The following is a 26,143-nucleotide window of genomic DNA, read 5'->3' as shown; positions in this document are numbered from 1 at the left end:
TGCATCCGCGACGCGTCCGTCGCATGCAGGAGTCGTTCGCATGACCACGCTTCTCGCCAGATTCGCCGTGGCGGCAGCCGGCGCCATCGCCTTCGCCGCGGCGGTACAGGCTTCGCCACGGCACGATCACGCGGCGCACGCAGCCTCCACCGGCGCCCAGGCGCCGATGCCGGCGCAGCGCTGGGCCACCGATGCGCCCTTGCGCGACGGCATGGGCCGCATCCGCGTCGCGCTGGACGAACTGCGCCACCACGAGATGGGCCACATGAGCGATGCCATGGCGCTGGACCGCGTCGCGCTGATCGAGGCAGCCGCCGCCGACATCTTCGCCAGGTGCAAGCTCGCCGCGCAGGCCGACGCGGCCCTGCACGGCATGCTGGTGCCGCTGCTCGCCGCCGCGCACAAGCTCAAGGCCGATCCGCAGGACGTGGCCCAGGTAGCCGCGATGCGCCAGGCCGTGGCCGCCTATCCACGCTATTTCGACGACCCGGGCTGGCCCGCCGAAGCCGCCCCGGCCCCGGCCCCGCATCACGCGCACTGAGGCCAGGGAAGGGCGCGCATGACCGACTACATCCAGGCCTGGCAATGCATCGGCTGCGGCAAGATCGAGGCGCCGCAGCCGTGCATCGGCGTATGCCGCGACAAGAAGATCCTGGTGGTCGGCAAGGACGAGCACGAGCGCGCGCTGGCCGAAGGCGAGGCGTTGCGCGCGCAACTGGGCAAGGCGCACGCCATGCTGCAGCGCTTCGGGCTGGCCCGGCCCCGCGAGGGCCAGTGGGAACGTTCGTGGCTCGCCCTGCAGGTCGAGCTGCGCGAGGCGCTGGCGGTGCTGGAGAGTGCGCTGCCGCCCGCGCCGTGAAACGGCTTCGCGTCTCCCCATCGCCCGCCATCGTGGCGGGTACGGCGCGCCGTGGGCGGCAGCCGTCGATTTCCGTGCGCAGCGCGGCGGTTTTCCCGGCGCCGCGGTGACCCGCGCGGCCGTGGCCCGAATCGCCGGCGCCGGTCAGGGCAGGGTGGGCTCGCGCACGGACCGCAGCGCCGTCCACAGCGCATCGACGCGCCGCTCCACGGCGGCATCGGGCACGATCGGGCGGCTCCACGCGCGCGCGGTCTCGGCCGGCCACTTGCCGGTGGCGTCGAGGCCGAGCTTGGAGCCCACGCCCGCGACCGGGCTGGCGAAGTCGAGGTAGTCGATGGGCGTGTTCTCCACCAGCATCGTGTCGCGCGCCGGGTCGACCCGGGTCGCCACGGCCCAGATCACCTGCGACCAGTCGCGCACGTCGATGTCGTCGTCGGTGACGATCACGAACTTGGTGTAGGTGAACTGGCGCAGGTACGACCACACGCCCATCATCACGCGCCGCGCGTGCCCGGCGTACTGCTTGCGGATGCTGACCACGGCGATGCGGTAGGAGCACGCCTCCGGCGGCAGGAAGAAATCCACGATCTCCGGAAACACCTTCTGCAGGATCGGCACGAAGACGTCGTTCAGGGCCAGCGCGAGCACCGAAGGCTCGTCGTGCGGCGCGCGGCCCATGTAGCTGCCGTGGTAGATCGCCCCGCGACGCAGGCGCATGCGTTCGACGGTGAGCACCGGGAAGCGGTCCTGCGCGTTGTAGTAGCCGGTGTGGTCGCCGAACGGGCCTTCCAGCGCGGTGTCGCCGGGGCGGATGAAGCCCTCCAGCAGGATCTCCGCGCCGGCCGGCGCGTCGAGTCCGGTGAGTTCGCTGTGCCACAGGCGGCTGCGCTGGCCGCGCAGCAGGCCGGCGAACTCGTGCTCGGACACGCTATCGGGCACCGGCGCCACCGCCGCCAGCATCGTCGCCGGGTCGGCCCCGAGCGCCACCAGCACGGGGAAGGGCTGCTGCGGATGCGCCGCGCACCAGTCGGCATAGTCGAGCGCGCCGCCGCGGTGCGGCAGCCAGCGCATGATCGCCCGGTCGGGTCCGAGCACCTGCTGGCGGTAGATCGCCACGTTCTGTCGCGGCTTGCCCGGGCCGCGCGTCACCACCAGGCCGAACGTGATCAGCCGGCCGGCATCGCCGGGCCAGCAGTGCTGGACCGGCAGGCGCGCGAGATCGACGTCGCCGCCGCGCAGCGTCTCGTGCTCGAAGGCCGCCTCGCGCACGCGCCGGGGCGCGACGTGGGCGAGCTGGGCCAGTTCCGGCCAGGTCGCCAGGGCCTGGCGCAGGCCGGATGGCCAGCGCGGCTCCCTGATCGCCGCGAGCAGCCGGCCGAGTTCGCGCAGCGAAGCCAGCGGACGCCCGGCCAGGACCAGCTCGATGCGCCGGCGATGGCCGAACAGATTGCCCAGCAGCGCCTGCGCCGCGCCCTTCGGATGCTCCATCAGCAGGGCCGGCCCGCCCGCCCGCAGCGCGCGCAGGCACAGCGCGGTGGATTCCAGGTACGGATCGACCGGCGCCGCCACGCGCTGCAATTGCCGCTCGCGCTCGAGGCGCGCGAGGAACCCGCGCAGGTCGTGGAAGCTCATGCAGGCGGCCCGGGGATGGCCAGGCCGTCGCCGTCCGCGTCGGCCAGCAACCGGCGGTGTACCCGTTCGAGTTCCGCCAGCAGTTGCGCACGCGCCTGGGCGGCGAACGGATTCTCGCGCTGGATCGCGGCGAACAGGTGGCCCGCGTCGCCGCGCACCGCCGCCAGCATGTGTCGCATGCCCCGGAACGAAGGCGGCGCCACCGCCAGGCCGTCGTCCACGCCGATCCCGACCAGCCCCTTGGCGACGAAGAACGCCAGCGCGTGGGTCGTCGCCATGGCGCGGTCGTGGCTTTCCGGATTCTGCACCACCACTTCGCAGCCGAGCCCGCGGAACAGTGCGGCGGCGTCCGCCGCGGCCTGCGGATGAGCCGCGGCCGGGCAGATCACCGCCTGTCGCGGATGCTCCCCGCGGGCCAGGCTGAGCGGGCCGAACAAGGGGTGCGAGCCGACGTGCGGGATCGCCGCGCCGAGCAGTTCGTCCATCGCCGCGCAGGGATGGACCTTGACGCTGCCCACGTCCAGCACGACATGGCCGCCGTGCAGCAGCGGGCGCAGCGCCAGCACGGCGCCGCGCACCTGCGTCACCGGCATCGCCAGCACGATCCATCGGGCCGCGCCGACCGCGGCCTGCATCGAGCCGGCGGCCAGCGCGGCGGGAACCTCGGCGTGCGGATCCCAGGCATGGACGCGATGGCCTGCCCGCCCCAGCAGGTCGGCGAAGGCCGCGCCGAAGCGGCCGTAGCCGAGCATGGCGAAGGTGCCGGAGCCGTGCGGTCCGGCGGTCTTCATGCGGCCAGCGGCGGCCGGCCGCTGTCCAGGCTGGCGCGCAGCGCGGCATCCCACGGTGCGAGGTCGATCCCGCGCGCGGCGAGCCAGTCGCGGTCGAACAGCGTCTGCGCATAGCGTTCGCCGCGGTCGCACAGCAGGCTGACGATGCTGCCGCGCTCGCCGCGTTCGCGCATCGCGGCGGCCAGTTGCAGGCAGGCGACCAGGTTGGTGCCGGACGAGCCGCCGTAGCGATGGCCGAGCAGCGACTCCAGCAGCCAGGCCGCGGCGATCGAGGCGGCGTCCGGCACCTCGGCCACGCGGTCGACCACGTCGAAGATGAAGCCCGGTTCCACCCTCGGCCGGCCGATGCCTTCGATCACGGTGGGCCTGCTGGCGACGGCCTGCGCATCGCGCGTGCGCCAGCCGTGCACGTAGGCGCTGCCGGCCGGCTCGGCCACGCACAGCCGCGTGTACAGCCGGCGGTAGCGCAGGTAGCGGCCGATCGTGGCCGAGGTGCCGCCGGTGCCGGCGCCGCAGACGATCCAGGCCGGCTCGGGTTCCGCTTCCATCGCCAACTGGCCGATGATCGACTCGGCGATGTTGTTGTTGCCGCGCCAGTCGGTGGCGCGCTCGGCGAGGCCGAACTGGTCCAGGTGGCAGGCGCCCCGCGCGGCGTGCCCGGCGGCGCGGGCATGCACTTCGGCGGGCGAGTCGACCAGGTCGCAGGTACCGCCCAGCGCCTGCACGTCGCGGATCTTGCCCGGCGCGGTGCAGGCGGGCATCACCGCGGTGAACGGCAGGCCGAGCAGGCGCGCGAACCACGCCTCCGAGATCGCGGTGCTGCCGGAGGATGCGTCGACCACGGCCTGGCCGTCGCGCAGGCGGCCGTTGCACAGCGCGTACAGGAACAGCGAGCGGGCGAGGCGGTGCTTGAGGCTGCCGCTGGGATGCGCGGCCTCGTCCTTGAAGTAGAAGTCGATGCCGTGGAAGCCGGGGAAGTTCAGCTTGAGCAGGTGGGTGTCGGCCGATCGCGCCGCTTCCTGCGCGAGCGTGGCCAGGGCGTTGTGCACCCAGCGGCGCTCGGCTTCGCTTTTCAGGTTGACCAGTCGCACGATGCTGTCCATGGGGCTCCGTCGGGTTGGGTGGGACCGGCCGGGGGAAGCGCGGCGCGCGGTCCGGCGGGCGTCGGCCGTACAGGGCTCATGACAGCCATCCGTGCAGCCAGCCCAGCGGGTGGTGCATGCGCGCGATGCCCAGGATGCCGACGTAGGCGAGCAGCGCGGCGAGGTAGAGGGCAAGGCGCGCACGCGCGGTGCGCGCGCGCCTCAGCGCGAGCATGCCGAGCGCGACGTAGCCCGCGACCAGGACCAGCTTGGCGGCGAGCCAGCCGTTGGCGAACATCGCGCCGGGCAGGATGGTGAGCAGCATCAGCGCCGCGGTGAGCAGCGTCGTGTCGATCGCGTAGCCGAGATAGCGCAGCGGCGCCCAGTGCGCGGCGCCGGCGCGGCCCAGTTGCAACAGCAGGCCGCGCAGCGCGAACAGGCCGCCGCTGGCCAGCACGCAGGCCACGTGCACCCATTTGATCTGTGGATAGAACTCGAGCATGCGGGCATCCGCCGGTGGGAAGGGCGCGCGCCGGCCGGCGCGCGCCCGGGGTCGTGCCTTACGGGCGCTACGCGCTCTCGCCTTCCGCCTGCGGCAGCGGCAGGCGGGCCGGCCGGGGCTTGCGCGCGAGCCAGAGCGAGGCGACGAACAGGGCGATCAGCAGTGCGCCGACAGCGAACAGGCTGTCGCCCGGCACGCGCATCCACACCAGCATGTGGATCAGCGGGCGGTCCATGAAGTCGGCCGAACGGGCGAACCAGTAGCCGTGCTCGAGCGCCGCCTGCAGTTGCAGCAGGCCGAGCGGCAGCAGGGTCAGCAGGCCCATCAGCGAAAGGCCGATGTTGAGCGTCCAGAACGCGCCGCGCAGCCAGCCCTCGCGCCATTCGGCATCCGGCTTGATGCCGCGCAGGCAGAACAGCATCAGGCCGAGTCCGAGCATGCCGTAGACGCCGAACAGCGCGGTATGGCCGTGCAGCGGGGTGAGGTTGAGCCCCTGCATGTAATACAGCGCGATCGGCGTGTTGACCAGGAAGCCGAACATGCCGGCGCCGACCAGGTTCCAGAAGCTCACCGCCACGAAGAACATGATCGGCCAGCGATAGCGCGCCATCCACGGCGCCGCGTGCTGCTTGCGCCAGGTGTCGTAAGCCTCCAGCCCGATCAGCGCGAGGGGGACCACCTCCAGCACCGAGAAGCTCGCGCCCAGGGCGATCACCGCCGTCGGGGTGCCGGTGAAGTAGAGGTGGTGCAGGGTCCCGAGCACGCCGCCGGCCATGAACACGATGGTCGCGAACAGGACGCTGGTCGTCGCGGTCCTGACCCGCAGCAGGCCGAGCTTGACGAACAGGTAGCTGATGACCGCCGTCGCGAAGACCTCGAAGAAGCCCTCCACCCACAGGTGCACCACCCACCAGCGCCAGTACTCGACCATCGCGATGTGGGTGTGCTCGCCCCACATCAGGCCGGCGCCGTAGAGCAGGCCGATCGCCACGGTGGAGAGGAACAGCAGGCCCACGATATGCGAGGTTTCGTCGCGCCGCCTGATCGCCGGCCACAGCGCGCGGCCGACCAGGAACAGCCAGAGCATCAGGCCGACGAACAGGAACAGTTGCCAGAAGCGGCCGAGGTCGGTGTATTCCCAGCCCTGGTGGCCGAACCAGAAGTTGTACTTCAGGCCCATCTTGTCCATCACGGCGAACCACTGGCCGGCGAACGAACCCACCACGATGACCAGCAGGCAGACCCACAGGAAGTTCACCCCGAGCCGCTGGAACCTCGGCTCGTGGCCGGAGATCGCCGGCGCCATGTAGAGGCCGGTGGCGAGCCAGGCGGTGGCGATCCACAGCACCGCCAGTTCGGTGTGCCAGGTGCGGGTGAGGCTGTAGGGCAGGTAGTTGGCCAGGGCGATGCCGTAGGCCTGCTGGCCCTCCACCTGGTAGTGCGCGGTGGTGGCGCCGAGCAGGATCTGCACCAGGAACAGCGCCAGGACCGTCCAGAAATACTTGGCGGTGGCCTTCATCGACGGCGTCGGCTTAAGGTCCGCCAGCGGATCGCGCGCCGGCGGCGCCGCCGGCGCCTCCCGGTGGCCCTGCACCGCGTGGTACCAGGCCAGCAGGCCGATGCCGCAGATCATGAACAGCACGCTGAAGATCGACCACATGAAGCTGGTCGGCGTGGGCCTGTTGCCCACCAGGGGGTCGTAGGGCCAGTTCTGCGTATAGCTGATCGTGCGCCCGGGACGCTCGGCGGCGGCGGCCCAGGCGGTCCACCAGAAGAAGGCGGTGACCGTGCGGCGGCGTTCCATCTCGGCGATGGTGTTGTCGCGCATGGCGTAGCTCTTGCGCAGCCCGGCGGTCGCCGGATCGTTGCCGAACAGGCTCTCGTAGTGCGCCGCCACGGCCGCCATCGCCTGGGCGCGCAGCGGCGACACCACGATCACGTCCCTGGCCGCGTCGTAGGTGTTGCGGCGAAGCTCCGGCAGGATGCGCGCCTCGAGCGCGGCCTTGCGTTCCGCATCGAGCGCATCGAACGAGGCGGCGCCTTCGTCGCGGGCCAGCAGCTCGAGCATGGCGGTGGCCTCGCGGTGCAGCCAGTCCGCGCTCCAGTCCGGCGCGACCAGCGCGCCATGGCCCCAGATCGAGCCAAGCTGCTGGCCGCCGATGCTCTGCCAGACCTCGCGCCCGCGCTCCATGTCGGCATGGGTATACAGCGTATGGCCGTCGCTGGTGACCACGGCCGACGGCAGCGGCGGCGCCTGCTGGTGCACCTCCTTGCCGACCCACAGCAGCACGGCGAACGAGGCCAGCAGCAGGGCGGCCAGTCCAAGCCAAAGTTTTCGGGCGGTACTCATGCGCGCATCTCCTCAAAGATGCGCGCATGCTCCGGCGTCGCCGGCGCGCCGGCCCTGATGCAGATCAAGCCGGCGCCGGCTGGCCGGGCGTACGCGTTGTCGCAGGCGCTGCGTGCGGCCGTCCGCGCATCGCCGCACGCAGTGCGCGCAGGCGCGCGGCCGGGCTTGCGCGGGCATGGGCGCGGGTGCGCCCCGGCGCCGTGCTTGATGCAGGTCATGGCCCGGCGGCCGGCGACGACGGAAGCTGCATCGTCACCCTGCGTCGAGGTCTGCGATGGCTGCCTGGTATCCGTGGATTGTGCTTGTGCACCTGGCCTGCGCCATCGTGTTCGTCGGCGCGGTGGCGTTCGAGGTACTCGTGCTCGAAGCCCTGCACAAGCCGCTCGGCGCGACCGCCATGCAGCGGCTGGAGCAGGCGGTGATGGCGAGGGTGCGCCGCTTCATGCCGGTGGTGGTGCTGTTGCTGTTCGTCAGCGGCGGCATGCTGTTCGCGGTCCGCTGCGGCGGCACGAGCTGCCTAGGCTCGCGCTTCGGCTACCTGCTGCTGGCGAAGGTGGCGCTGGCGTTCGGGGTGCTCGGCGTGTTCGTCAATGCGATGTGGGCCTCGCGGCGCGGCCGCATGGACGTGTGCCGTTTCCGCCATACCCATCGCATCGTGCTGGCGCTGATGGCGGGCATCGTGTTCCTGGCCAAGACCATGTTCTATCTGTAGGCCGTCCGCCGCTGCGGAGACGCGCTTCCTGCCGCGGAAGTCGCTCCGCCAAGCGGCGGGGTGGGCAGGCGACGCCGCCCGGCTTCGTGATCCCAAATCGAAGCTGAACGCCGTCCGGCGGCCCTTGAAATCGGTTTTCCCCGATCCTAACTGGCGCTTGCGGATGCCTTCGGGGTCCGCCGTGAGAGCGTCGGTTCCGATGCTTCTTCATGCCCATGTTGCTTGAACTTCTGAGGATATGGCTATGAGGACCACACTCGATTTCTCTCCCCTGTTCCGTACCGGTATCGGCTTCGACCGCGTGTTCGACGTGCTCGACTCCGCAGCGAGGGTGCAGCCTTTCGACAACTGGCCGCCGTACGACATCGTCAAGCAAGGCGAGGATACCTACCGCATCGTCATGGCGGTCGCCGGCTTCGACCGCGACGAGCTGACCTTGACCGACCGGCCCAACCTGCTGGTGGTCGCGGGAGCCAGGAAGGGCGACTCGCAGGAAGGCACGTACCTGCACAAGGGCATCGCGGAGCGCGAGTTCGAACGCCGCTTCGAGCTGGCCGACCACGTAAAGGTGGCGCACGCTTCGCTGGCGAACGGACTCCTGACCATCGATCTGCAGCGAGAGATTCCCGAGTCGCTGAAACCGCGGCGCATCGAGATCCGCGATGACGGGTCGCAGGACGCACCGCGGGTCGCGCGCCAGATCGATGCCCCCAAGGTCGCATGACCGGGCATGCCCGGTGCCGGCGCATCGCCGGCATCGGGTGTTCGGCGGCATGACACGCAATGCGGCTCGCAGCGGCTTGCCATCGTGGCGGAAGGCCGTGCGCAAGGGGAGGGGCCAGTACCGCCATCGACCCCCGTGGCTCCGAACCCGACCCTTTCCCGCTGCACCGCAGCGGCCTTCACGCCGCAGGCAGCCGCCCCTGCACCTTCATCTGTCCCGGTTCGTCCGCGGGAACGAGGCGCCATGCCTTCGGCGCAACGTCGGTTCCGCGCCGGGTGCGATAGCCCGGCATCCGCAGCACGACCGCGTCGCCGTCCGCCTCCTGCAAGCGGCCCGTGGCGACCACGCCGTCGCTGAACTCCACCAGCATCCCGTCGCCGCGGGACGGCATCGCTCCGCCGAGGGCATCGAGAGCGCGCAGGAACGCCCCGGGATAGAGGTGCGTGTGGTTGGCGGAGAAACGCCTGAGCATCCCAACCTTCCGTCGTGCCGGAGACATCCGCGGCCGATCCTATCGTCGCCGGACGTGAAGGTTCCATGGGTTGTACGTCCGTCTGGATCGGGCCGCGGCGGCGGGGCGCACGCTTGCCTGCGTTGCCACTGGCCGCCGCGGCGGGTGCATGGCTACGATACGCCCGATCCCATGTCGAAATCCGCACCGCCGGTTCGTCTTTCGACAGAGTGCCGGCCATGGTGGCCGCCAGAACCGGAGAGGCACCCGTGTCCGACGACAAAGTGAAAGGTCCCGCATCCTATTTCCCCTCGATCGAGAAGAAGCACGGAAAACCGATTGGCCACTGGCTGGCTATCCTGGACCGCGCGAAGGACATGAAGCACATGGAGGCGGTAGCCATGCTCAAGTCGGAGCATGGGATGGGCCACGGCCACGCCAATGCGCTGGTCGCCCATCACCGCGCCAGTGCCGGCGCCTGACGCGGCAGAGCCATTGGCAGGATGCCGCCCGACGATGGAGAAAGCCGGCCCGGGCGCTACCCACCGGTCCCTGGACGATACGGGGGAATGCTTCGCTTGCGCGCGGCAGCCGCTGCGGGACGGCGATGGCGATCAGCAGCGCGTCACGCGCGTATCGCTCCATTCGAGGGGACGCCCCTTGGCCGAACGCAGCTTCAGCTTTCCCACCGGCACATCCGTCCTGGCCTCCACCAGCGAGGAGCGGCGTTCGCCGGGGCGATAGAGATAGTCCTCGCCCCATTGCCGCAGCGCCACGATGACAAGGAACAGGCCGCGTCCTTTCTCCGTCAGCACGTACTCCCTGTAGGCGGAGCCGTCCGACGCGGGCGCGGTATCCAGGACGCCTTTCCCGACCAGGCCGCGCAGGCGGGTCGCCAGCATGCCCTTGGCGATCCCGAGGCCGGCCTGAAACTCATTGAAGCGCCGCACGCCGTCGAAGGCGTCGCGGATGATCAGTAGCGACCACCAGTCGCCGATGACGTCCAGCGCCCGCGCGACCGGGCACCCTGCATTCCACAGGCTGACTCGCTTGGCCATGGCCTTCGCCCTCCGTCCGCCGATCCGGTCCTGAAAAAGAACTGGAATTTGTTCTGGCAAGTGGTCTCATTATGAGACTTCATATGCGGATGCGGAAGATCGCCATGCCTCAATGGAACGGACATCACGGCCAGGAACCCTCCACCGGCACCCTGTCGAAAGCGATGACGCTGCTGTTTGCAGCCGCCGCCGGCCTCAGCGTCGCAAACATCTACTACGCGCAGCCGTTGCTCGATGCGATGGCGCGGGATTTCGGCATCCCGCCTGCCGCGATCGGCCTTGTCGTGATGCTGACGCAGGTCGGCTACGGGCTGGGCCTGATCTTCATCGTGCCGCTCGGCGACCTGGTCGATCGCCGGCGCCTCGTCGTCGGCCAGGGCATCCTGTCCGTTGCCGCGCTAACCTGTGTCGCAACGGCCAGGACCGAAGCGATCCTGTTCGCCAGCCTTGCGGCGATGGGGCTGCTTGCCGTCGTGGTGCAAGTGCTGGTGGCCTTTGCGGCGACACTGGCAGCGCCTGCCGAGCGCGGCAGGGCGGTCGGCAGGGTGACAAGCGGTGTCGTGATCGGCATTCTCGCCGCCCGCTTCGTGGCTGGCTTGCTTGCCGACCTCGGCGGCTGGCGCCTGGTTTACCTGGCCTCCGCCATCCTGACCGCGGCGATGGTCGGCGTGCTTGCGCATGTCCTGCCGCGCCGGCTTCCGCCGGACAGCAACGACAGCTACGCCACCGCGCTGCGCTCGATCCCCAGGCTGTTCCTGCGCGACCGGGTCTTGCTGGCCCGCGGCTTCCTGGCGCTGCTGGTGTTCGCGGCGTTCAGCACGTTCTGGACGGCGCTGGTGCTGCCGCTCAGCGCCGCGCCGTTCTCCTATGGCCATGCCCGCATCGGCCTGTTCGGCCTCGTCGGCATGGCCGGGGCGATGGCGGCGACAGGCGCGGGGCGGCTCGCCGACCGCGGCCTGGACCAATGGACGACGGGGCTGTCGCTCGCGTTCCTGCTGGCGTCCTGGGCATTGATCGCCATGTTGCCGACGTCGCTGTTCCTTCTGCTGGTTGGCGTCGTCGTGCTCGACCTGGCCGTGCAAGCCGTGCACGTCACGAACCAGAGCATCGTTTTCGAGCGCCATCCCGATGCGCGAAGCCGCCTCGTGGGCGGTTACATGGTGTTCTATTCCATCGGCAGCGCAATCGGCGCCATCGCCTCCACGGTGGCGCATGCCCGGGCAGGATGGGCTGGCGTGTCGATGCTGGGCGCCGCCTTCAGCGCCATGGCCTTGCTGACCTGGGCGGCAACAAGGTGGCTCGGGAAACGCACCGCGATTTACGTCGATGCGGGAAGGGCCTGAGAGGCCGGGCACGATCTCCAGGTATCCCCCATGAAGCGTCATCCCAGCGAACCCCGAAAAGGTGGCAAGAGCCGGGATCCAGCGCCTTGGAAGCTTTGGAGCGTCAAGTCACTGGACGACCGGCCCTTCGGCTGTTGAAAAGCGCTTCCCGCTTTTGCAGGAATGGCGATGAGGCGGTTGAACCGGCGGGTAGATCGTGAGCAGGCTTTCAGCGGGCCTTGTCGGCTCCATGCCGGCATGAGGCCGGCTCCTGACGCATGCGATGCATACGGCCGCGGTTATCGGTGGATCGCCAGGGATTCCTGTTGGATCGCGGCACGCGACGATGGCGGTACAGTCACCGCGCAGCCGCGCCGGCCATGAAGAACGCCAGTGCGCCGGCCAGCTCGTCGGCCAGTCGGGCCTGGCGGTTCTCCAGCCAGCGCAAGACGGCGCCCAGGTAGAGGAAGTGCAGGTGGCTGGACAGGAGCGTCGCTGCGATGTCGTCGCGGATCTCGCCCTTTGCCTGCGCCTGCGCGATCAGGCTGGCGTAGAGCCGCAGCATGTCCGAATCGCCCTCGCCAGCCTGGCCGTCGGCCAGCGCCTGGAAACGGTAGCGGATGTACGGCGCGGCATAGCCGCGGTGCGCCTCCCACCATTGCGCCGACGCCTGCATCACGCCGGCGAGCCGGGCCTGCACGCTGCGCCGGGCCATGACCCGGCGCAGCAAGGGCGCCAGGTCGTTTGCCAACTGCGCGTGCATGGCATGCGCCAGTACGGCCTCCTTCAGCGGGAAGTGGTTGTACAGCGTGCCGCGGGCGACATCCGCCCCGGCGGCGATCTGCTCCATGGTGACGGCTTCGTAGCCGTGCCGTTCGAACAGCGCCTGCGCCGTCGCGGCCAGGTGGTCGCGGGTGCGGGCGCGCTTGCGGTCGGTGCGTGTCGAGGCAGTCATGCTTGCAGTGGTTCAGGTCAATGTTCAAAATTGTACATTGTTCAATATCGATCCGGTGCCGGCGAGGCATCCGCGCCGCGGCGGTTGCGGCCGGGCAGGCCGGGTCGGCCTCTCTCCCCATCCATCGGCAAGGCGCGCCATGTCCCTCGATTCCCCTCCCTGCATCGTACTCGGCGCCGGCCTGGCCGGCCTTTCCGCGGCCCTGGCGCTGGCGCGCGCGGGGCGCGAGGTCGTTTTGCTGGAAGCCGCCGACACGGTGGGAGGCTGCTGTTCGAACGCGCAGGTGGAGGGTTGCACGTTCAACAACGGGGCGGTCTATGTGGCCGTGCCGTCGCTCTTGCGCCGTGCCTTCGGCGAGCTGGGCCTGGACTTCGACGCCGAGGTGCCGCTGGCTCCCATCGTGCATCCGCACGAAACGCATCTCGACGACGGTGCCGTGGTGCACCTGGGGGCGCTGGATGCGGCAAGGGTGGAAGGCCCCGGGGGGCGGACGCGTACCGCCTTGCTGCGCGACGGCCTGCGCGCCATGCAACGCGACTGGCAACCGCTCTATCGCTGCCTGCTCGACGAAATCCTGCCGTTCGAGCCGTCGCTGCCGCGCACCCTGGCGCGCCTGTGGCGCTACCTGCCGAAGCTCGCCGGCAGGGCGGACCGCGCGATCGGCCGCTATTTCCCCGATCCGGCGCTGCGGGCCGCCGTGGCCTCCATCCTGCTCTATACCGGCACGGCGCCGCAGCGCCTGCCGGCTTCGCAGTTGATCGGGCTGGTAGCACTGCTGGAAGAAGGCTTCCACCTGCCGCGGACAGGCATGGGAGCCATTGCTGCAGCCCTGCATCGTGCCTTGCTGGCAGCGGGCGCCACGGTGCGCTGCGGTTGCCGGGTCGAGCGCATCGAAGTGCGGCAGGGGGCCGTGGCGGCCGTCGTGCTGCCGGGTGGCGAGCGCATTCCCGCACGCGACGTCATCGCCACATGCGCGGGGTTCGCGGTGGTCGAGCGCCTGTTGCCGCCGCAGGACGTGCCCCGCGCCCTGCGGCGCACCGCACGCAGGGCGCCGCTGTCGCATCGCGCCATCGCCGTGCAATTGGCCGGGCGGTTCGAGCCGCCGTCCGGCGCCTTCATCGTCAACCACGTGCCGGACATGGAACGACAGGGCGAACTGCATCGGGCGGCCGGAGCCTCGGCGCGATGGTTGTCGTGGACGGCGCCGACGACGGTCCTGCCCGGGCTGGCCCCGGCGGGCACGACCATCATCGAGACCTATGCGCCCGTCTCCGGCATCGCGCGTGCGGACGACTGGACGCCGGCCATGACCGGGCAGGCGCTGGAATGGCACCTGGCCGGCCTGCACGCCCGCCTGCCTGGCCTGAAGGTCGAGACCCTGCGCACGCTCGACCCACGGGATTTCGCCGACCGGCATCACCTGTACGAAGGCGCGCTCTACGGCATCGCCCCCGGTGCCGCGCCCGATCGCTACTTCCCGCACCGCACGCCGTTGCCGGGGCTGTTCCTCGCCGGCCAGACCACTTTTCCGGGCTTCGGCGTACCGGCGGCGATGTACTCCGGCCTGCAGGCGGCGGGAGCGTTGCTCGCCATGAAGGGCGATGCCGGCGCGAAGTGACGGAGGGCGCCAGGGCGCTCCGCCGTTCGCGGGAAAGCCAGGGAAGCCGGTCGAGCGAACGGACCGCGCATGTTAAAAAGCCACGGCAAAAAGCCGGCTCGGCAGCCTCGCACCTTGGGATCGGCCGGATCCCGAAGAGCGGTGAATGAACAGGCTTGACAAGTTACTATATGTTTATTCATCAAGCATTTGATATGAAAGAAAATAAAATCCAGACTCCCACGTTGCCACCCGCATTCACTCCCGAAGACGAACGCCACATGCGCCATGCGCTCGAACTGGCGTTGCACGCGCGCGATGCGGAGGACGAGGTGCCGGTCGGTGCCGTGCTGGTGCTGGACGGCAACGTCGTGGGGCTGGGCTGGAACCGGAACATCACCCTGCACGACCCGACGGCTCACGCCGAGATCATGGCCCTGCGCGCCGCAGGCGAGAAACTGGCCAACCACCGCATCACCGGCGCCACGCTCTACGTGACGCTCGAACCCTGCGCCATGTGCGCCATGGCCCTGGTGCACGCGCGCATCGGCCGCGTGGTCTACGCAGCCACCGATCCCAAGACCGGCGCCGCCGGCAGCGTCTTCGACACGCTGGTCTCCGACCGGCACAACCATCGGGTGCGGGTCGAAGGGGGGCTGCTGGCCGACGAGTCCTCGCAACTGCTGCGGGATTTCTTCCGTTCGCGCCGTTGAGCGCGACCACGGCGGTCATGCCTCTCCGTGACGACAGGGCGGGGGTGAAACATCCATCCGTCTATTTGCGCGTCTTGCCGACGAAGCCCAGCGCCTTCATCCACTCCGCGTCCTGGCGTTGCGTCGAGCTGCGCTGGGAGCGGTAGTGCCGCTCGGCGCGGTTCTGGATCAGGGTCACCCAGGCGCGCAGCCAGCGCCGGCTGATGTGCGTGCCGACCACCAGCCGCGCCATCAATGCCCGGCCGGGCCCGGGCGCGAAGCGGCGGAACAGTTCGTCGTCGACGCTGACGATGGCCTCGGTCGTGCCGGGGTCGCCCTGGCGCGCGCAGCGCCCGAACAACTGGCGGTCGACGCGCGCCGATTCGTGGAATTCGGTCAGGATGACGTGCAGGCCGCCGGCCTGTTCGGAACGCGTGTCCAGCTTGATGTCGGTGCCGCGCCCGGCCATGTTGGTGGCTACCGTGATCCGCCCCGGCTGCCCGGCGAGCGAGACGGCCTCGGCCTCGGCCTCGTCCTGCCGGGCGTTGAGCACGGTGTGCTCCGCTCCTTCCCCGGCGAGCAGCGCGCTGAGCCGTTCCGAAGCCTCCACCGAGCGGGTGCCGATCAGCACCGGCCGCCCGCCCGCGGCCACCTCGCGGGCGCGCCGCGCCACCTCGCGCCAGCGCAGCGACGTGTCGGCGCAGATGCGGTCCGGCAGGCGGGTGCGGCGGCTCGGACGGTGCAGCGGGATGCGCGTCACCGCCAGTCCATAGGTGCGCCCCACCTCGGCGGCCACTTCCTGCGCGGTGCCGGTCATGCCGCACAGCAGCAGGTAGCGGCCGAAGAACCGCTGGTAGGTGATCTGCGCCAGGGTGCGTCGTTGCCCGGTCACCTCGCAGCCCTCCTTCGACTCGATCATCTGGTGCAGGCCGCGCTCCCAGGTGCGGTCGGGCATCACGCGGCCGGTCGATTCGTCCACGATCTGCACCTTGTCGTCCGCCAGGATGTAGTGCTGGTCGCGCTGGAAACCGTGGATCGCGGACAGCGCCTTCTGCACGAACTCCTCGCGCCAGAGCGGCGAGCGCCACAGCCCGCCATGGTCGTCGGCCGCTTTGCGGATCGCCTGCTTGCCCTTCGGCGTCAGCCACACGTCGCGATGCTCGCCCGACATGAAGTCGATGCCCGGCCGCAGCGAGTCCGCCAGCGCGATGGCCTGGGTGTAGATGGCCGGGTCGAGATCGTCCGGCAGCGTCTCGGAAATGATCAGCGGCGTGCCGGCCTCGTCGATCAGCACGCTGTCGGCCTCGTCGATGATGGCCACGTGCAGGCCCCGCAGGATCGGCGGTTCGCCGCGCCCGCCGCCGGCGAACTCGCGCAGGCGCTGCTGGGTCGCCGAGGCCTCGCCCAGCGCGATGCAGTCCTTGAGGTAGTCGAAGGTGAGTTCCTTGTTCGACACGTAGGTGATGTCGCAGGCATAGGCCTGACGGCGCCCGGGCACGTCCATGTCCTGGAGCACCACGCCGACGCTCAGGCCCAGCAGCTCGAACAGCGGGCGGTTGTGCTCGGCGTCGCGCTCGGCCAGGTAGTCGTTCACCGTGACCACGTGCACGGCCGCGCCGGTCACGGCCGCCGTGCAGGCGGCCAGCGTGGCGGCCAGGGTCTTGCCTTCGCCGGTCGACATTTCCGCCAGCCGGCCGCGGAGCAGCGTGCGGCCGGCCAGCAACTGCACGTCGTGGTGGCGCATGCCGAGCGTGCGCCGCGAAGCCTCGCGCACCAGGGCGAAGGCCGCGGGCAGGGTGCGGTCGTCGAAGCCGTGGCGGCGGATCTGCCGCACCGCCTCGTCCAGGCCGGTGCGCAGCGCGGCGTCGGTCCGGCTGCGGGCGGATGCCTCCAGCCCGTTGGTGGCGTGCAGGAAGGCCTGCGCACGCCGGTGTTCCGGCCGCGGCAGCCGGTCCAGCAGCGAGCGTAGCCGGTCTTCCCAGGGGCGGCGCGGCGGGTCCAGCCGCTCGAGGTAGGGGCCGTCCCCCAGCGGCAGGTCGCGGCCGGCCAGCAGGGCGCGTACGTCAGACACCGAAATGGCTCAGGAAGACCTGCCGCAACCGGCGCATGCCCTGCCGCAGCGGCGATTCGCTGCCGTGCTCGAAGCGCACGTACACGCGCTCGCCGAACGGGGGCCGGACGTGCGGCGGCAGGGCGAGGTCCACCACGAAGACCCGCTGCAGCGTCTTCAGGCCGTTCGGGTCGTTCGGGCTGGTGGGTATCGCGCCGCCGCCGTTCAGGCCGAGCGCCGCGGTCGGCAATTCGTCGACGGCGCCGGGGAACGCCCTTTCGACACGCGAGGGCCAGACCTGTCCCAGGGCGTCGGCCAGCCTGAGCGATGTGCCGCGCAGCCGCTTGTGCACCAGGTCGATGTCGTCCTGGTCCACGATGGCCCGCACCAGCAGTTCGTCGTTGCGCAGCACGTAGCCGACCAGTTCGCCTTTCTTGTAGTAGCGGCCCGGCATGTCCTGCGGCATGGCCGCCATCAGCCGGCCGCCGGCCTGCGCGAAGCCGGTCAGCCGCGCGGCGCGCGCCTCGGCCTGGCGCAGGACGTCGCGGGCTTCGTCGAGCTGGCGGGCCGAGATCGCCGCCTTGGCCGGGTCGGTGAACCGGTCGGCGTCGTAACGCGCCTGCGCCTGCGCCAGCTTTGCCTGGTCCACCTCGACCTCGGCGTGGAGCTGCGGGTCGTCCAGCACGTAGAGCGGCTGTCCCGCCTCGACCTGCGTCCCCGGCTGCACCAGCCAGCGCGCGAAAAAGCCGTTCTCGCCGGCATGCAGCATGGCGTGGTCGGGCAGCCAGACCACGCCTTCCGCGCGGGTCCGCAGCGGCAGCGGCAGCCAGGCCGCGAGCAGGGCCGCGCAGGCCAGCGCGGCGAGGGTGCGGCGCATGGCCGGCGCGCGGCGGCGATGCAGCGCCGGCGCCGAGCGCAGATGCTTCCAGCCGCGGTAGAGCGGCACGCCGAGCAGGCTGACCGCGCTCCATGCGGCCATCGCTACGCCGACGATGAAGTACTTGCCGGCCACCAGGAAGATCACCGAGAGGGTGACGAAGGTGCGGTAGCACCACGCCAGCGGGGTGTAGAAGAACAGCCAGCGGCGTTCGCCGGCCGTCTCGTCGGGCTTCGTCGCCTCGGTGGCGCCGAAAACGTAGCGGTCCAGCAGCCAGGCCCACCAGGCCTGGCCGCGCTGGGCCAGGTTCGGCATCTCGATGAGGTCGGCCAGGATGTAGTAGCCGTCGTAGCGCAGCAGCGGATTGCCGTTGACCAGCAGCGTGGACACGCCGCCGATCACCATCACGTTGAAGGCGACCGCGCGCACGACGCCGGGCTCGGCCAGCAGCCAGACGTACAGGGCCAGCGCCGCCAGCAGCAGTTCCACCATCATCCCGGCGGCGGCGACCAGGGCGCGCCGGTACTTGGAAGGGAAGGCGGCCGACGAGGAAGCCTCCACGTAGGGAACCGGCGCGAAGATCAGGAACATCAGGCCGAGCTCGCGCACGGCGCCGCCCCAGCGCTTGGCGGCGAAGCCGTGGCCGAGCTCGTGCAGCAGCTTGACCACCGGGTACACCGCCAGCATGACCAGGAGGTTGCTCGAGGAAAGCACCCGGTCGGACAGGTTGCGGGTCAGTTCCTGCCAGTGCTGCGCGGCGAGCACGACGGCAGGCAGCATCGCGGCCAGCCAGAGCGCGGCGCCGAGCGGCCCGAAACACCAGCGCACGTACGGCAGCAGCCGCCCTAGCAGACGGTCGGGATTGAACAGCGGCAGGCGCAGGCTCATCGGGTTGAGCAGCCATTGGCGCAGCAGTTCCGAGCGCTTCTTCCGGTGGCGGTCCAGCGCGGTGGCCGAATCGGGCAGCGCATCGGTCTGCAGCAGGTCGGCGGCGTGCAGTTGCACCAGCAGGTCGACCACTTCCGGCTGGGTGCAGGCGTCGCGCACTTCCGAGGCGTTGGCGCGCTCCCACAGCGCCTGCACGGTGTGGCGGCCGTCCATGCCGGCGATCAGCGCATAGGCCGCGGCCGAGAACCGGTAGACGCGGCCGCCGGTCTGGTCCTGCACCACGTACCAGGGCCGGCCGCGGAACACCACCCGCTGCACCACCGCGTACGGCATCAGCCGCGGCCGCAGGTTCGCGACGCTGTGCCAGGAAGGGCTGAACGGGTTGCGCGCCATCGGCGGGTATTCCTACGGGCTCCAGCGCCACAGGCTGATGCGCAGCCAGTCGAGCAGGCCGTGCAGCAGCACCCAGCCGAGCCTGCGCCGCCCGACCTCGACCTTGCCGACGCCTTCCATGCCCGGCAGCAGCAGCGGCGAATCGTGCTCGAGCCGCGCCTCGACGCGGTAGAAGTTCTTGCCGTCCTGCACGGTCGCCACCGGCATGATCCGGGCCACCGCGAACGGCATCGGCCGGCCGGCCAGCCCGCTCATCACCAGGTCGCCCGGCTGGCCGACCTGGATCTGCCCGATGTCGCGCTCGTCCACCTCCAGGACGATGCGGTAGCTGCGCAACGGGGCGATCTCGAACAGTTTCTTGCCCGCTTCCACCGGCGTGCCGATCTGCTGGCTGAGGTCGCCGCTGACGACCACGCCGTCGTACGGCGCCAGCACGCTGGCATGGGCCAGCTTGTCCTCGGCCAGGTCGAGCTGCGCCTGCGCCTCGTCCAGCTGGGCGGTGACCACGCGGACCGCGGTGAGGTCGTGCTCGGCCATCGCCTCGCGCAGCTTGTTGCGGTACTGGTCGCGCTCGCTGGACCACTTGGCGCGCTCTACCAGCAGGTCGTGGTCGTCGAGCCGGGCCAGCGGCTGGCCCTTGCGCACCACGTCGCCGGCGCGCACCAGGCTGGCCGCCAGGTAGCCCTCGAACGGGGCGGCCGCCACGCGCTGGATTTCACCCTCGGTCACCGTCTTCGCCGCGACGCGATAGGGCACCGGCAGCCAGACCAGCAGGGCCAGCACGATCGCCGCCAATGCGGCGCCGGCCTTCCACAGCAGGTGGCGTGGCCCGACGAGGCCCGCCCAGAAGCCGCGCGCCTCGTCGCCCAGCCGCCGCAGCGAGCTGCGCTCGGCGTCGGTCCGCTGCACGACGACGGGAGAGAACAGGCTGGCGAACGTCTCCAGCCAGCGCCGTTCGTCGGCGTCGAACGGCGCGGCGTTCTCGCGTTCGAGCACCACCACCGCGACGGTCCGCGCCCGGTGGGTGACCGGCACGCTGATCAGCGCACCGGCGCCGACGCGCTGCATGAGCGCGCGATGCGCGCGGTAGTCGTCCGCATCCGGCGCCGACGAAGCGTGCACGACCTGGCCCAGGTCGCAGGCCTCGTCCATGGCGTCCACGTAGGCATGCACCATCGGCGAGGACTTCTCGAACGTGGCGGCCTCCGACAAGGCGGCCAGGCGGGCATGCGCTTCGCGGACGAGGCCGATCGCGACCCGGGAGCAGGCAAAGCGCTGGCGCAGCGCGTTGCTCAATTCGAACAGCGCCTGCTGGAAGTGCGCATGGCGCAACGCGACGGCAATGGTTTCCAGCACGCCGAGGGAGCGCTCGCTGGCCTTGCGCGCCTCGGCAAGCTCGCGCCGGCCGAACATGTTGACCAGCCAGGCGCTGCCCCAGTGCAGCTCCCGCAGCAGGTCCTGGATCGCCGACTCCTCCAGCGCGGCCTCCACCACCACCGCTCCGGCGACGCGCTCGCCTTCGCCCAGCGGCACGGCGACGTGCAGCAGGCCGGGCAGGTCCGGCACCCGCTGCACGGCGATGCGCCGCCCGCCGAGCGCCTGTTGCGCGGCCTCGCCCATCCGCCCCATGTCGGTGCTCGCCGCCGGCCAGACCGCCAGGGGAACGTAGTTCTGGCCGTCGGCGGATTCGGCCAGCACGGCGGCCTGGCGCACCGCCGGATGCCTTTCGCAGACCAGCGCCAGCCACGCCGCGCCGAAGGCGTCCGACGTGCGGGCGGACACGAAGCGTTCCCACGCCGTGGCCGGTCCGCCTTCCTGCGCCGGAAGCGTGGGAGCCGCACGGTTCATGGCGTCCCTCCGCGCGCATCGGCGAGGGGCGGGGCGTCCTGGTCGGTGGCGCTGAACAGGCGGTCGAGCTCGTCGACGTCTTCGGCGCCCAACTGGCCGAGGGTGGCGCGCAGTTTCACGTAGGCGGTGATCTGCTGGTAGCGCCCCTTGTGCAGGTCGCGGCGCAATCCCTCCCATTGCTGGATGGCCGACAGCACGTCGGCATGGGTCTTCAGGCCCTTGGCCTCGCCCCGGACGGCGGCTTGCCACGACGTGCGGGCCGAGGCGATGCCGACGCGCGATGCCTTCGCCTTGGCCAGGCCGGAGCGCCATTGCAGGAAGGCCGTCCTGATGTCGAGGATGGCCTGGCGCCGCGCCGCGTCGCGGTCCGCCAGCGCCTTTTCCCGCGCGGCGAGCGCTTCGGCCACCTTGGCCGACTGGGTGCCGCCGGTATACAGCGGCACGTTGAGCTGCAACCCCACGGTCAGCGTGCGGATGCCGTAGCCGTTCTGCCCGGGAAAGTTGCCCACCGCCTGGTCGTTGTTGCCGTAGTTGGCCACCAGGTCGAGGGTCGGCCGGCCGCCGGCGCGCTGCTTGCGCACCTCGTCGTCGGCGGCCGCGACGGCCCGGGCCGCGGCGTGCAGGCTGGGGCACTCGCTGTCGACCAGGTCGAGCCAGGCGTCCGGATCGCCGCCGACCAGGTCGGGAAGGTCGGCGTCATCGCGCAGGTACGGTTGCAGCAGGCCGTCGGCGGGCCCGGCCAGTTGTTCGAGGGCGGCGAGCTTGGCCTCGCGGTCGAGCGCGGCGGATGCCGCGTCCGCATCGGCTTCGCGGTACTTGGCCTCCGCCTCGTCCGCCTCCGGAACGCCGCGCGCGCCCAGCTCGGCGCCGCGCCGGGCGATGGCCCATTGCGCCTGCAGGGCATCGCGCTGCGCGGCGGTGAATTCGATCTCGTCGCGCGCCTCCATCAGGTCGAACCAGGCATCGGCCAGCTTCGCGTAGAGCTTCTGCTCGGCATCGGCCAGCTGGTAGTGGGCCTGGGCCTCGCTGTCCTTCGCCTCGTCCCACGTGGCGACGTTGGCCGGGCGCCAGATCGGCTGGGTGAGGCTCAACTGGTCGCTGTGGCTGTGGTAGCGGTCGTACATGGTGACCGTCGTGGCGTCGTGGGTGTTGTAGCTGCGGCGGTTGCCGTTCGCGCTCGCCGTCAGGGAGAGCTGGGGGAGCATCGCGCCAAGGGCCTGCCGCGTGCGCGCCTGCGATACGGCGACGTTGGCCTTGGCCGCGTGGTAGCCGGGCTCGCTTTCCACGGATGCGTCGAACAGTTCGCCGAGCGTGGTGGTCCTGGCGGCCGCGGGTAGCGCGTGCGTGCACGATGGCGCCAGCAGGAGGCAAAGCGCGACGACCAGCGCCGGCGAAGCATTCACGGGCTGGGGCCGAGGGCGGCTGGACGGCTTGCAGGGCACGCGGACGTTCCCGTCGTCGGGCGCTGCATGGAAAGACATGGCATGTTGCGGCAAACCTCGATTCCCTTGTCGGCGGCCAGGGGAACCGCAGGCTTCCGGATCGGCACGGCATCGCCGGCCGCCACCTGCGTGGCGCCAGGACGCTAGGACTCCGGCCAGTTCCCCCTCGGGCGGATTTTCGCACCCGGCGGTTCGCCGTGCCAAGTGCGCGCGCCGGCCCTGTCCACGGACGGAACAGGCTATATGATGCGCGTCCAGGGAATCCGGTCTATGGACAGGGGAGGGGGAATGAAACCTATCGTGATGGCTGCCCTTGCGGCGGTCGCGCTTGCCGCGTGCAGCACCACCGGCGAAAAGATCACCCGGTTGCAGCCGGGCAGCGGCAGCGCCGACGTGTTCGCCCAACTGGGGCGCCCGGACGCCATGCGGATCGTCGACGACTACCAGGTCTACACCTACCTGGGCCGGCACTGGCGGCGGCGTTCGCTGTCCCGCACCGACTACACGGTGGTCCTCAAGGACGGCAAGGTGGTGGAATTCGGCCCCGGGCATGCGCAACGCGAAGGGCTGCACGGCATGACGATCGTTCCGCCGGCTTCCTGAGGCCGGCCGGATGCGCCGCCGGCGCACGCCGCCGCTCCAGTCCCGTCGCCTGCCGGTGCGCCGACCGGTGCCGCCGCCGCGCCCGGGGACACTGCACGTCACGCGCCGCCTGGGCGACAGCATCCACGCCTATGCGGTCACGGTCGCCCTGGCGGCGGAAGGCAAGGCAGACGGCTTCGTCGCCTATCGCCCCTACGCGACGCTGTTCGCCGGCGGCCCGCTGCCCGTTTCGGCCAGCGACCGCGGCACGCAATGGCAGTCGCTGCCTTTCGCGTTCCACGGCCCCCGGCACGGGGAGCACGTGCGCGACACCATGGCCAGGGCAGCAGGCGTGGCCGAAGGACGCGATCTGGTACTGCGACTCGATGCCTCGCCGCCGGAAGGGCAGCGTCCCTACGTCGTCCTCTGCCCGCATGCCGGGGCCGGCTACAAGGAGTGGCCGGCAGTACGGTGGGGCGCCGTCGCGGAATATCTCCTCGGATGCCGGCAGGGCGTCTTCATCTGCGGCATGCCGGGCAGGCCGCGCGTTCCGGCACCCGCCGGCGTCATCCACCGGGATATCGATGCGGCAGCCCTTGGCGACCTGATCGCCGGCGCCCGGGCGCTGGTCGGCCCGGACAGCGGCCATGTCCATCTGGCCGACGCCTTGGGCATACCCGTCGTTGGCCTGTACGGCGCCACCAGCGCCCTGACTTACGGCCCGTATCGCGACGGCTCGCTGTGCATCGACGTCCATGGCGAAATCCCGTGGCCCCCCGGCAAATACGACAGCGCGCGGCATGCGCCGGGCGACGCCATGAAGGGGATTTCGGTCGAGCGCGTTATCGAAGGACTGTCGCGGTGCATTGCGCAGCCGGAACCATGACGGCTGTCCCGTAGCCTGGATGATTGCCGTTGCAGTCCCATTTGGGATCCGTGCGCTGGAGGAAGAAACATGACGATGACCGTTCGCTGGCTGGCATCCATGGGGCTCGCGGCCGCGTTCGCCCTTGCTTGGATGACACCGTCCTGGGCCGGCGTTCCCATGGGCGAGTCCTCGATGGAGGCCGTACCACTGCTGCGGAAGGCCCTCGATCGCGCGCCGCCGAAAGACGCCCTCGAATACATCGTGCTGCAAACCCAGTTCGATCTATTGGGCTTCAAGGCCGCGGCGGGCAAGCTCGATACGTATGAGCAGTGGCGCCTGCTGTCGACGGCCATGCCGCCGCCGGCCAGGGAGGCAGCCACGCTGCGCGAGGTGATCGCCGGGCCGGATGCTGCGGGAGCGCTGCGCGCCACGGCCGCGCGCATCGCAAAGGACGGTGTCGCGGTGGCGTTCCCTTCCGGCGTCGAAGCGGAGAACGCCCCTGCGCCCGAACTGCAGATGAGTGCGCAGGGGCTTGCGCACTTCGAACGCCTGGCGCCGGGGCTGTGGGGCCTGTTCAAGGGCACGGATGCGAACCAGGCATCGACCTTGGAGCAAGCGGAAGCACTCTACATTGCCGTGGATATCCGCAACCGCATGGCTACAAAGGCCGACATCCGGCTGCAGTACGACTTGGCGCCGGGGATGGTCCTGACCTGCGAAGCCAACGATGTCGTCGCTGCGGACCATCGCTATGGCGTATGCAAAGTCCCGCTCCGCGGCAGGACGGCCCGCAAGGACGGCAGTGGCTGGGTGCTGTTGACGCCCGAGGAAAAGGCGTCTGCACGCGAGAACCTGCTCGCGCTGCGGCCGATCGGTCCGCCCGCGCCGAAAGCGCTGCAAATCCGGTTCGACGCGCTGCATCTCGCGGTCGATACCGAGGCTGGCACCAGCAACGTGACGCTGGACAACGCTTGGCGCGCCGCGGCCGAGACGGAAGCCCGCATGAAGCTGCAGTCGGCTTCATGCGCAGCGCTGGGGACATGCGCGAGCGGCCTGGCGCAGAAAACGACGAGCCCGATGGGTATCCTTGCGGGGCTGACGCTGCTGGGCATGATTTGCCTGGTAGCCTACCGGGTCCGCCGCGGTGGCGGTGCAGGGATCTGGCCCACCCTCGCCAAGCTGTATGCAATGCTGCTCGTGCTGGCGGTTGCCATCAACGTCGTGGATCGCCCTGCCGGCGCCACTCGTGGAGCACCGCTCAGCGGCACGTTCGGCTTCATGGCCAAAGTGGCAGTGTCGATGCCGTGGAGCTACTACTTCGTCGCCGGCGTACCCGACACCGGTCCGCGCCAGGGCTTGGCCGCCAAACCCATGGCCGACGACTCGCCGTGGTTCTGGGGTTTTGCTGGCATCAATCTGGCATTCCTCGTGCTGATGGCTGCCAGTAGCGATGGCCGTACACGAAATACCGGTTCCATCCTTTGACTGGTGTGTGGCTCCGCCTGGCCGGCGGTCTCCACGCAATCCATGCCGATCGGGCGGCACTGCTGCGCCAAGGAACTGGGCGTGCCGCCCCTCATCGGCGGACATCCGACCCTGACGCGCAGCCAGATCAGGTGCAACGAGTCAGTCCACGCATCGTCCTGAAGATCGATAGCGGCCTTCGGAACATTTTTGCGGAGGGAGCGCCAACCCCGCACCAGTGGCGCAAAGCAAACGGCACGAGGCCATGAGGACCGAACCTGCGTCTGGCTCCGCACAGACATTTGCCGCTTTCGTAGGGCCCAGACCTGGCCGTCGCCGTCGAGCGCGAGCGAGTGGCGCTTGCCGGAGGCGATGGCGCGGATCAGCAGCAGGCTTTCGAATCGCAGCGGTTGCTCCAGGTAGTATTCGATCCGCTCCGGTCCATGGCCGGGATCCACGCCGAGTTGGCCGCAGCTATTGAAGTCCCAGCCCCAGCCATGGTCTGTCGTGTCCAGCGCCAGATCGCCAGCATAGTAGCTGGCGATCCGCTCGATACGGATTGCCGGCTACGGGTAGGCTGGTGGGGAAACCAAACAAGGGATTGGACAGATTGCCCCAGGTAAGCACCGTGCCTTTGCGCATGCCTGCGGCCACGACGACGATGTTGCTCATGCCCGGCACTCGCCGGAAGTCGACGAGTGAGCCAGATGTGCCGGCACGCATAGGGTCAGGTGCTGTTTCGCCACCATGGCGGCGTCGAGCGCCTTGATCGGCGCGGGGGCGTCGCAATCGGATTCGCCGCGGTAGTACGACCACACCTGGTCCTGGCGGTCGACCGCCACCAGGCGGCTGTCTTCGAAGCTGATCGACACTGCATTGCGCAGGATCGGCAGCCGCTGCGGCGGATTGAGCCCGAAGCGCGGACGGAAAGCCGTGGAGGTCAGGCGGGTGCCCAGCATCGCGGCCGGTCCGCGCCCGACACCTGTTGCAGGCCCCAGGCGCCC

General features: G+C 70.3%; 24 protein-coding genes. 11 read left to right on the top strand and 13 right to left on the bottom strand.

Annotated features, from left to right (window positions below):
• Positions 1-40: 40 nt before the first annotated feature.
• Positions 41-541: a hypothetical protein gene (locus ASG87_RS15130; RefSeq protein ID WP_056006956.1), complete on the top strand. Its 501-nt coding sequence runs from the start codon at positions 41-43 to the stop codon at positions 539-541.
• An 18-nt stretch (positions 542-559) separates the two neighbouring features.
• Positions 560-859: a hypothetical protein gene (locus ASG87_RS15125; protein WP_056006954.1), complete on the top strand. Its 300-nt coding sequence runs from the start codon at positions 560-562 to the stop codon at positions 857-859.
• Between the two features lie 144 nt (positions 860-1,003).
• On the opposite strand, the gene ASG87_RS15120 is transcribed toward ASG87_RS15125, so the two are convergent.
• The 5 genes from ASG87_RS15120 to ASG87_RS15100 all read right to left on the bottom strand — a co-directional run bounded on the left by ASG87_RS15120 (position 1,004) and on the right by ASG87_RS15100 (position 7,216).
• Positions 1,004-2,491, bottom strand: coding sequence for a UbiD family decarboxylase (locus tag ASG87_RS15120; protein WP_056006951.1), 1,488 nt, complete (start codon positions 2,489-2,491; stop codon positions 1,004-1,006).
• Positions 2,488-3,282, bottom strand: coding sequence for a prephenate dehydrogenase/arogenate dehydrogenase family protein (locus tag ASG87_RS15115; RefSeq protein ID WP_056006948.1), 795 nt, complete (start codon positions 3,280-3,282; stop codon positions 2,488-2,490). The genes ASG87_RS15120 and ASG87_RS15115 overlap by 4 nt, the downstream gene beginning before the upstream one ends.
• On the bottom strand, positions 3,279-4,385 hold the full coding sequence (locus ASG87_RS15110; protein ID WP_056006946.1) for a PLP-dependent cysteine synthase family protein: 1,107 nt from the start codon (positions 4,383-4,385) through the stop codon (positions 3,279-3,281). The genes ASG87_RS15115 and ASG87_RS15110 overlap by 4 nt, the downstream gene beginning before the upstream one ends.
• 76 nt (positions 4,386-4,461) lie before the next feature.
• On the bottom strand, positions 4,462-4,866 hold the full coding sequence (locus ASG87_RS15105; RefSeq protein ID WP_056006943.1) for a SirB2 family protein: 405 nt from the start codon (positions 4,864-4,866) through the stop codon (positions 4,462-4,464).
• A gap of 67 nt (positions 4,867-4,933) precedes the next feature.
• Complete coding sequence (locus ASG87_RS15100; protein ID WP_056006940.1) at positions 4,934-7,216, bottom strand: nitric-oxide reductase large subunit; 2,283 nt, start codon at positions 7,214-7,216, stop codon at positions 4,934-4,936.
• 274 nt (positions 7,217-7,490) lie between these two features.
• On the opposite strand from ASG87_RS15100, the gene ASG87_RS15090 reads away from it, so the two are divergent.
• Both ASG87_RS15090 and ASG87_RS15085 read left to right on the top strand, forming a co-directional pair.
• Positions 7,491-7,928 carry a hypothetical protein gene (locus tag ASG87_RS15090; RefSeq protein WP_056006934.1) on the top strand — a complete coding sequence of 146 codons (438 nt, stop codon included), beginning with the start codon at positions 7,491-7,493 and terminating at the stop codon, positions 7,926-7,928.
• Positions 7,929-8,172: 244 nt separating this feature from the next.
• On the top strand, positions 8,173-8,652 hold the full coding sequence (locus ASG87_RS15085) for an Hsp20 family protein (RefSeq protein ID WP_056006931.1): 480 nt from the start codon (positions 8,173-8,175) through the stop codon (positions 8,650-8,652).
• A gap of 178 nt (positions 8,653-8,830) precedes the next feature.
• Here ASG87_RS15085 and ASG87_RS15080 read toward each other — a convergent pair whose 3' ends face one another.
• Positions 8,831-9,124, bottom strand: coding sequence for a hypothetical protein (locus tag ASG87_RS15080; protein WP_056006928.1), 294 nt, complete (start codon positions 9,122-9,124; stop codon positions 8,831-8,833).
• 218 nt (positions 9,125-9,342) lie between these two features.
• On the opposite strand from ASG87_RS15080, the gene ASG87_RS15075 reads away from it, so the two are divergent.
• Positions 9,343-9,585 (top strand): DUF4287 domain-containing protein, encoded by a 243-nt coding sequence (locus ASG87_RS15075; protein ID WP_056006926.1) that lies wholly within the window; start codon positions 9,343-9,345, stop codon positions 9,583-9,585.
• 132 nt (positions 9,586-9,717) lie between these two features.
• Here ASG87_RS15075 and ASG87_RS15070 read toward each other — a convergent pair whose 3' ends face one another.
• Positions 9,718-10,161 carry a helix-turn-helix domain-containing protein gene (locus ASG87_RS15070; RefSeq protein ID WP_056006923.1) on the bottom strand — a complete coding sequence of 148 codons (444 nt, stop codon included), beginning with the start codon at positions 10,159-10,161 and terminating at the stop codon, positions 9,718-9,720.
• Positions 10,162-10,265: 104 nt separating this feature from the next.
• Between ASG87_RS15070 and ASG87_RS15065 the strand changes: the two genes are divergently transcribed.
• Positions 10,266-11,504: an MFS transporter gene (locus ASG87_RS15065; protein WP_056007363.1), complete on the top strand. Its 1,239-nt coding sequence runs from the start codon at positions 10,266-10,268 to the stop codon at positions 11,502-11,504.
• 337 nt (positions 11,505-11,841) lie between these two features.
• On the opposite strand, the gene ASG87_RS15060 is transcribed toward ASG87_RS15065, so the two are convergent.
• Complete coding sequence (locus ASG87_RS15060; protein WP_056006921.1) at positions 11,842-12,438, bottom strand: TetR/AcrR family transcriptional regulator; 597 nt, start codon at positions 12,436-12,438, stop codon at positions 11,842-11,844.
• Positions 12,439-12,577: 139 nt separating this feature from the next.
• Between ASG87_RS15060 and ASG87_RS15055 the strand changes: the two genes are divergently transcribed.
• Together ASG87_RS15055 and tadA are read left to right on the top strand one after the other, a co-directional pair.
• Positions 12,578-14,056 (top strand): NAD(P)/FAD-dependent oxidoreductase, encoded by a 1,479-nt coding sequence (locus ASG87_RS15055; protein WP_056006918.1) that lies wholly within the window; start codon positions 12,578-12,580, stop codon positions 14,054-14,056.
• Positions 14,057-14,250: 194 nt separating this feature from the next.
• Entirely contained in the window at positions 14,251-14,748 is a 498-nt protein-coding gene (gene tadA, locus ASG87_RS15050; protein WP_056006915.1) for a tRNA adenosine(34) deaminase TadA, read from the top strand.
• 61 nt (positions 14,749-14,809) lie between these two features.
• Here tadA and ASG87_RS15045 read toward each other — a convergent pair whose 3' ends face one another.
• Genes ASG87_RS15045 through ASG87_RS19610 form a run of 4 tightly spaced genes read right to left on the bottom strand, consistent with a single transcriptional unit; the run spans position 14,810 to position 22,186 of the window.
• Positions 14,810-16,798: a preprotein translocase subunit SecA gene (locus ASG87_RS15045; protein ID WP_056006911.1), complete on the bottom strand. Its 1,989-nt coding sequence runs from the start codon at positions 16,796-16,798 to the stop codon at positions 14,810-14,812.
• On the bottom strand, positions 16,791-18,935 hold the full coding sequence (locus ASG87_RS15040; RefSeq protein ID WP_056006908.1) for a site-2 protease family protein: 2,145 nt from the start codon (positions 18,933-18,935) through the stop codon (positions 16,791-16,793). The genes ASG87_RS15045 and ASG87_RS15040 overlap by 8 nt, the downstream gene beginning before the upstream one ends.
• A gap of 12 nt (positions 18,936-18,947) precedes the next feature.
• Entirely contained in the window at positions 18,948-20,783 is a 1,836-nt protein-coding gene (locus ASG87_RS15035; protein ID WP_056006904.1) for an HlyD family efflux transporter periplasmic adaptor subunit, read from the bottom strand.
• A complete protein-coding gene (locus tag ASG87_RS19610; RefSeq protein ID WP_056006901.1) occupies positions 20,780-22,186 on the bottom strand; it encodes a TolC family protein in 1,407 nt (468 codons plus the stop codon). Before ASG87_RS19610 ends, ASG87_RS15035 begins: the two co-directional genes overlap by 4 nt.
• A 327-nt stretch (positions 22,187-22,513) precedes the next feature.
• Between ASG87_RS19610 and ASG87_RS20530 the strand changes: the two genes are divergently transcribed.
• The 3 genes from ASG87_RS20530 to ASG87_RS15015 all read left to right on the top strand — a co-directional run bounded on the left by ASG87_RS20530 (position 22,514) and on the right by ASG87_RS15015 (position 25,160).
• Positions 22,514-22,828 carry a hypothetical protein gene (locus ASG87_RS20530; protein WP_056006898.1) on the top strand — a complete coding sequence of 105 codons (315 nt, stop codon included), beginning with the start codon at positions 22,514-22,516 and terminating at the stop codon, positions 22,826-22,828.
• A gap of 10 nt (positions 22,829-22,838) precedes the next feature.
• On the top strand, positions 22,839-23,693 hold the full coding sequence (locus tag ASG87_RS15020) for a glycosyltransferase family 9 protein (RefSeq protein ID WP_056006895.1): 855 nt from the start codon (positions 22,839-22,841) through the stop codon (positions 23,691-23,693).
• 69 nt (positions 23,694-23,762) lie between these two features.
• Complete coding sequence (locus ASG87_RS15015) at positions 23,763-25,160, top strand: hypothetical protein (RefSeq protein ID WP_056006892.1); 1,398 nt, start codon at positions 23,763-23,765, stop codon at positions 25,158-25,160.
• Positions 25,161-25,807: 647 nt separating this feature from the next.
• Here ASG87_RS15015 and ASG87_RS15010 read toward each other — a convergent pair.
• The gene (locus tag ASG87_RS15010) at positions 25,808-26,098 is read right to left on the bottom strand and encodes a hypothetical protein (protein ID WP_056006888.1); all 291 of its coding nucleotides are present in this window, start codon (positions 26,096-26,098) and stop codon (positions 25,808-25,810) included.
• Positions 26,099-26,143: the final 45 nt, after the last annotated feature.

Source organism: Frateuria sp. Soil773, assembly GCF_001428405.1.
Taxonomy (GTDB): Bacteria; Pseudomonadota; Gammaproteobacteria; order Xanthomonadales; family Rhodanobacteraceae; genus LMSL01.
This window is presented reverse-complemented; position numbering and strand designations above follow the sequence as displayed.

Bases quoted from the DNA above. Each gene is read 5' to 3' on its own strand.
- ASG87_RS15130 (WP_056006956.1), top strand. From the start codon at position 41: ATGACCACGCTTCTCGCCAGATTCGCCGTGGCGGCAGCCGGCGCCATC.
- ASG87_RS15125 (WP_056006954.1), top strand. From the start codon at position 560: ATGACCGACTACATCCAGGCCTGGCAATGCATCGGCTGCGGCAAGATC.
- ASG87_RS15120 (WP_056006951.1), bottom strand. From the start codon at position 2,491: ATGAGCTTCCACGACCTGCGCGGGTTCCTCGCGCGCCTCGAGCGCGAG.
- ASG87_RS15115 (WP_056006948.1), bottom strand. From the start codon at position 3,282: ATGAAGACCGCCGGACCGCACGGCTCCGGCACCTTCGCCATGCTCGGC.
- ASG87_RS15110 (WP_056006946.1), bottom strand. From the start codon at position 4,385: ATGGACAGCATCGTGCGACTGGTCAACCTGAAAAGCGAAGCCGAGCGC.
- ASG87_RS15105 (WP_056006943.1), bottom strand. From the start codon at position 4,866: ATGCTCGAGTTCTATCCACAGATCAAATGGGTGCACGTGGCCTGCGTG.
- ASG87_RS15100 (WP_056006940.1), bottom strand. From the start codon at position 7,216: ATGAGTACCGCCCGAAAACTTTGGCTTGGACTGGCCGCCCTGCTGCTG.
- ASG87_RS15090 (WP_056006934.1), top strand. From the start codon at position 7,491: ATGGCTGCCTGGTATCCGTGGATTGTGCTTGTGCACCTGGCCTGCGCC.
- ASG87_RS15085 (WP_056006931.1), top strand. From the start codon at position 8,173: ATGAGGACCACACTCGATTTCTCTCCCCTGTTCCGTACCGGTATCGGC.
- ASG87_RS15080 (WP_056006928.1), bottom strand. From the start codon at position 9,124: ATGCTCAGGCGTTTCTCCGCCAACCACACGCACCTCTATCCCGGGGCG.
- ASG87_RS15075 (WP_056006926.1), top strand. From the start codon at position 9,343: ATGGTGGCCGCCAGAACCGGAGAGGCACCCGTGTCCGACGACAAAGTG.
- ASG87_RS15070 (WP_056006923.1), bottom strand. From the start codon at position 10,161: ATGGCCAAGCGAGTCAGCCTGTGGAATGCAGGGTGCCCGGTCGCGCGG.
- ASG87_RS15065 (WP_056007363.1), top strand. From the start codon at position 10,266: ATGCCTCAATGGAACGGACATCACGGCCAGGAACCCTCCACCGGCACC.
- ASG87_RS15060 (WP_056006921.1), bottom strand. From the start codon at position 12,438: ATGACTGCCTCGACACGCACCGACCGCAAGCGCGCCCGCACCCGCGAC.
- ASG87_RS15055 (WP_056006918.1), top strand. From the start codon at position 12,578: ATGTCCCTCGATTCCCCTCCCTGCATCGTACTCGGCGCCGGCCTGGCC.
- tadA (WP_056006915.1), top strand. From the start codon at position 14,251: ATGAAAGAAAATAAAATCCAGACTCCCACGTTGCCACCCGCATTCACT.
- ASG87_RS15040 (WP_056006908.1), bottom strand. From the start codon at position 18,935: ATGGCGCGCAACCCGTTCAGCCCTTCCTGGCACAGCGTCGCGAACCTG.
- ASG87_RS15035 (WP_056006904.1), bottom strand. From the start codon at position 20,783: ATGAACCGTGCGGCTCCCACGCTTCCGGCGCAGGAAGGCGGACCGGCC.
- ASG87_RS20530 (WP_056006898.1), top strand. From the start codon at position 22,514: ATGAAACCTATCGTGATGGCTGCCCTTGCGGCGGTCGCGCTTGCCGCG.
- ASG87_RS15020 (WP_056006895.1), top strand. From the start codon at position 22,839: ATGCGCCGCCGGCGCACGCCGCCGCTCCAGTCCCGTCGCCTGCCGGTG.
- ASG87_RS15015 (WP_056006892.1), top strand. From the start codon at position 23,763: ATGACGATGACCGTTCGCTGGCTGGCATCCATGGGGCTCGCGGCCGCG.
- ASG87_RS15010 (WP_056006888.1), bottom strand. From the start codon at position 26,098: ATGCTGGGCACCCGCCTGACCTCCACGGCTTTCCGTCCGCGCTTCGGG.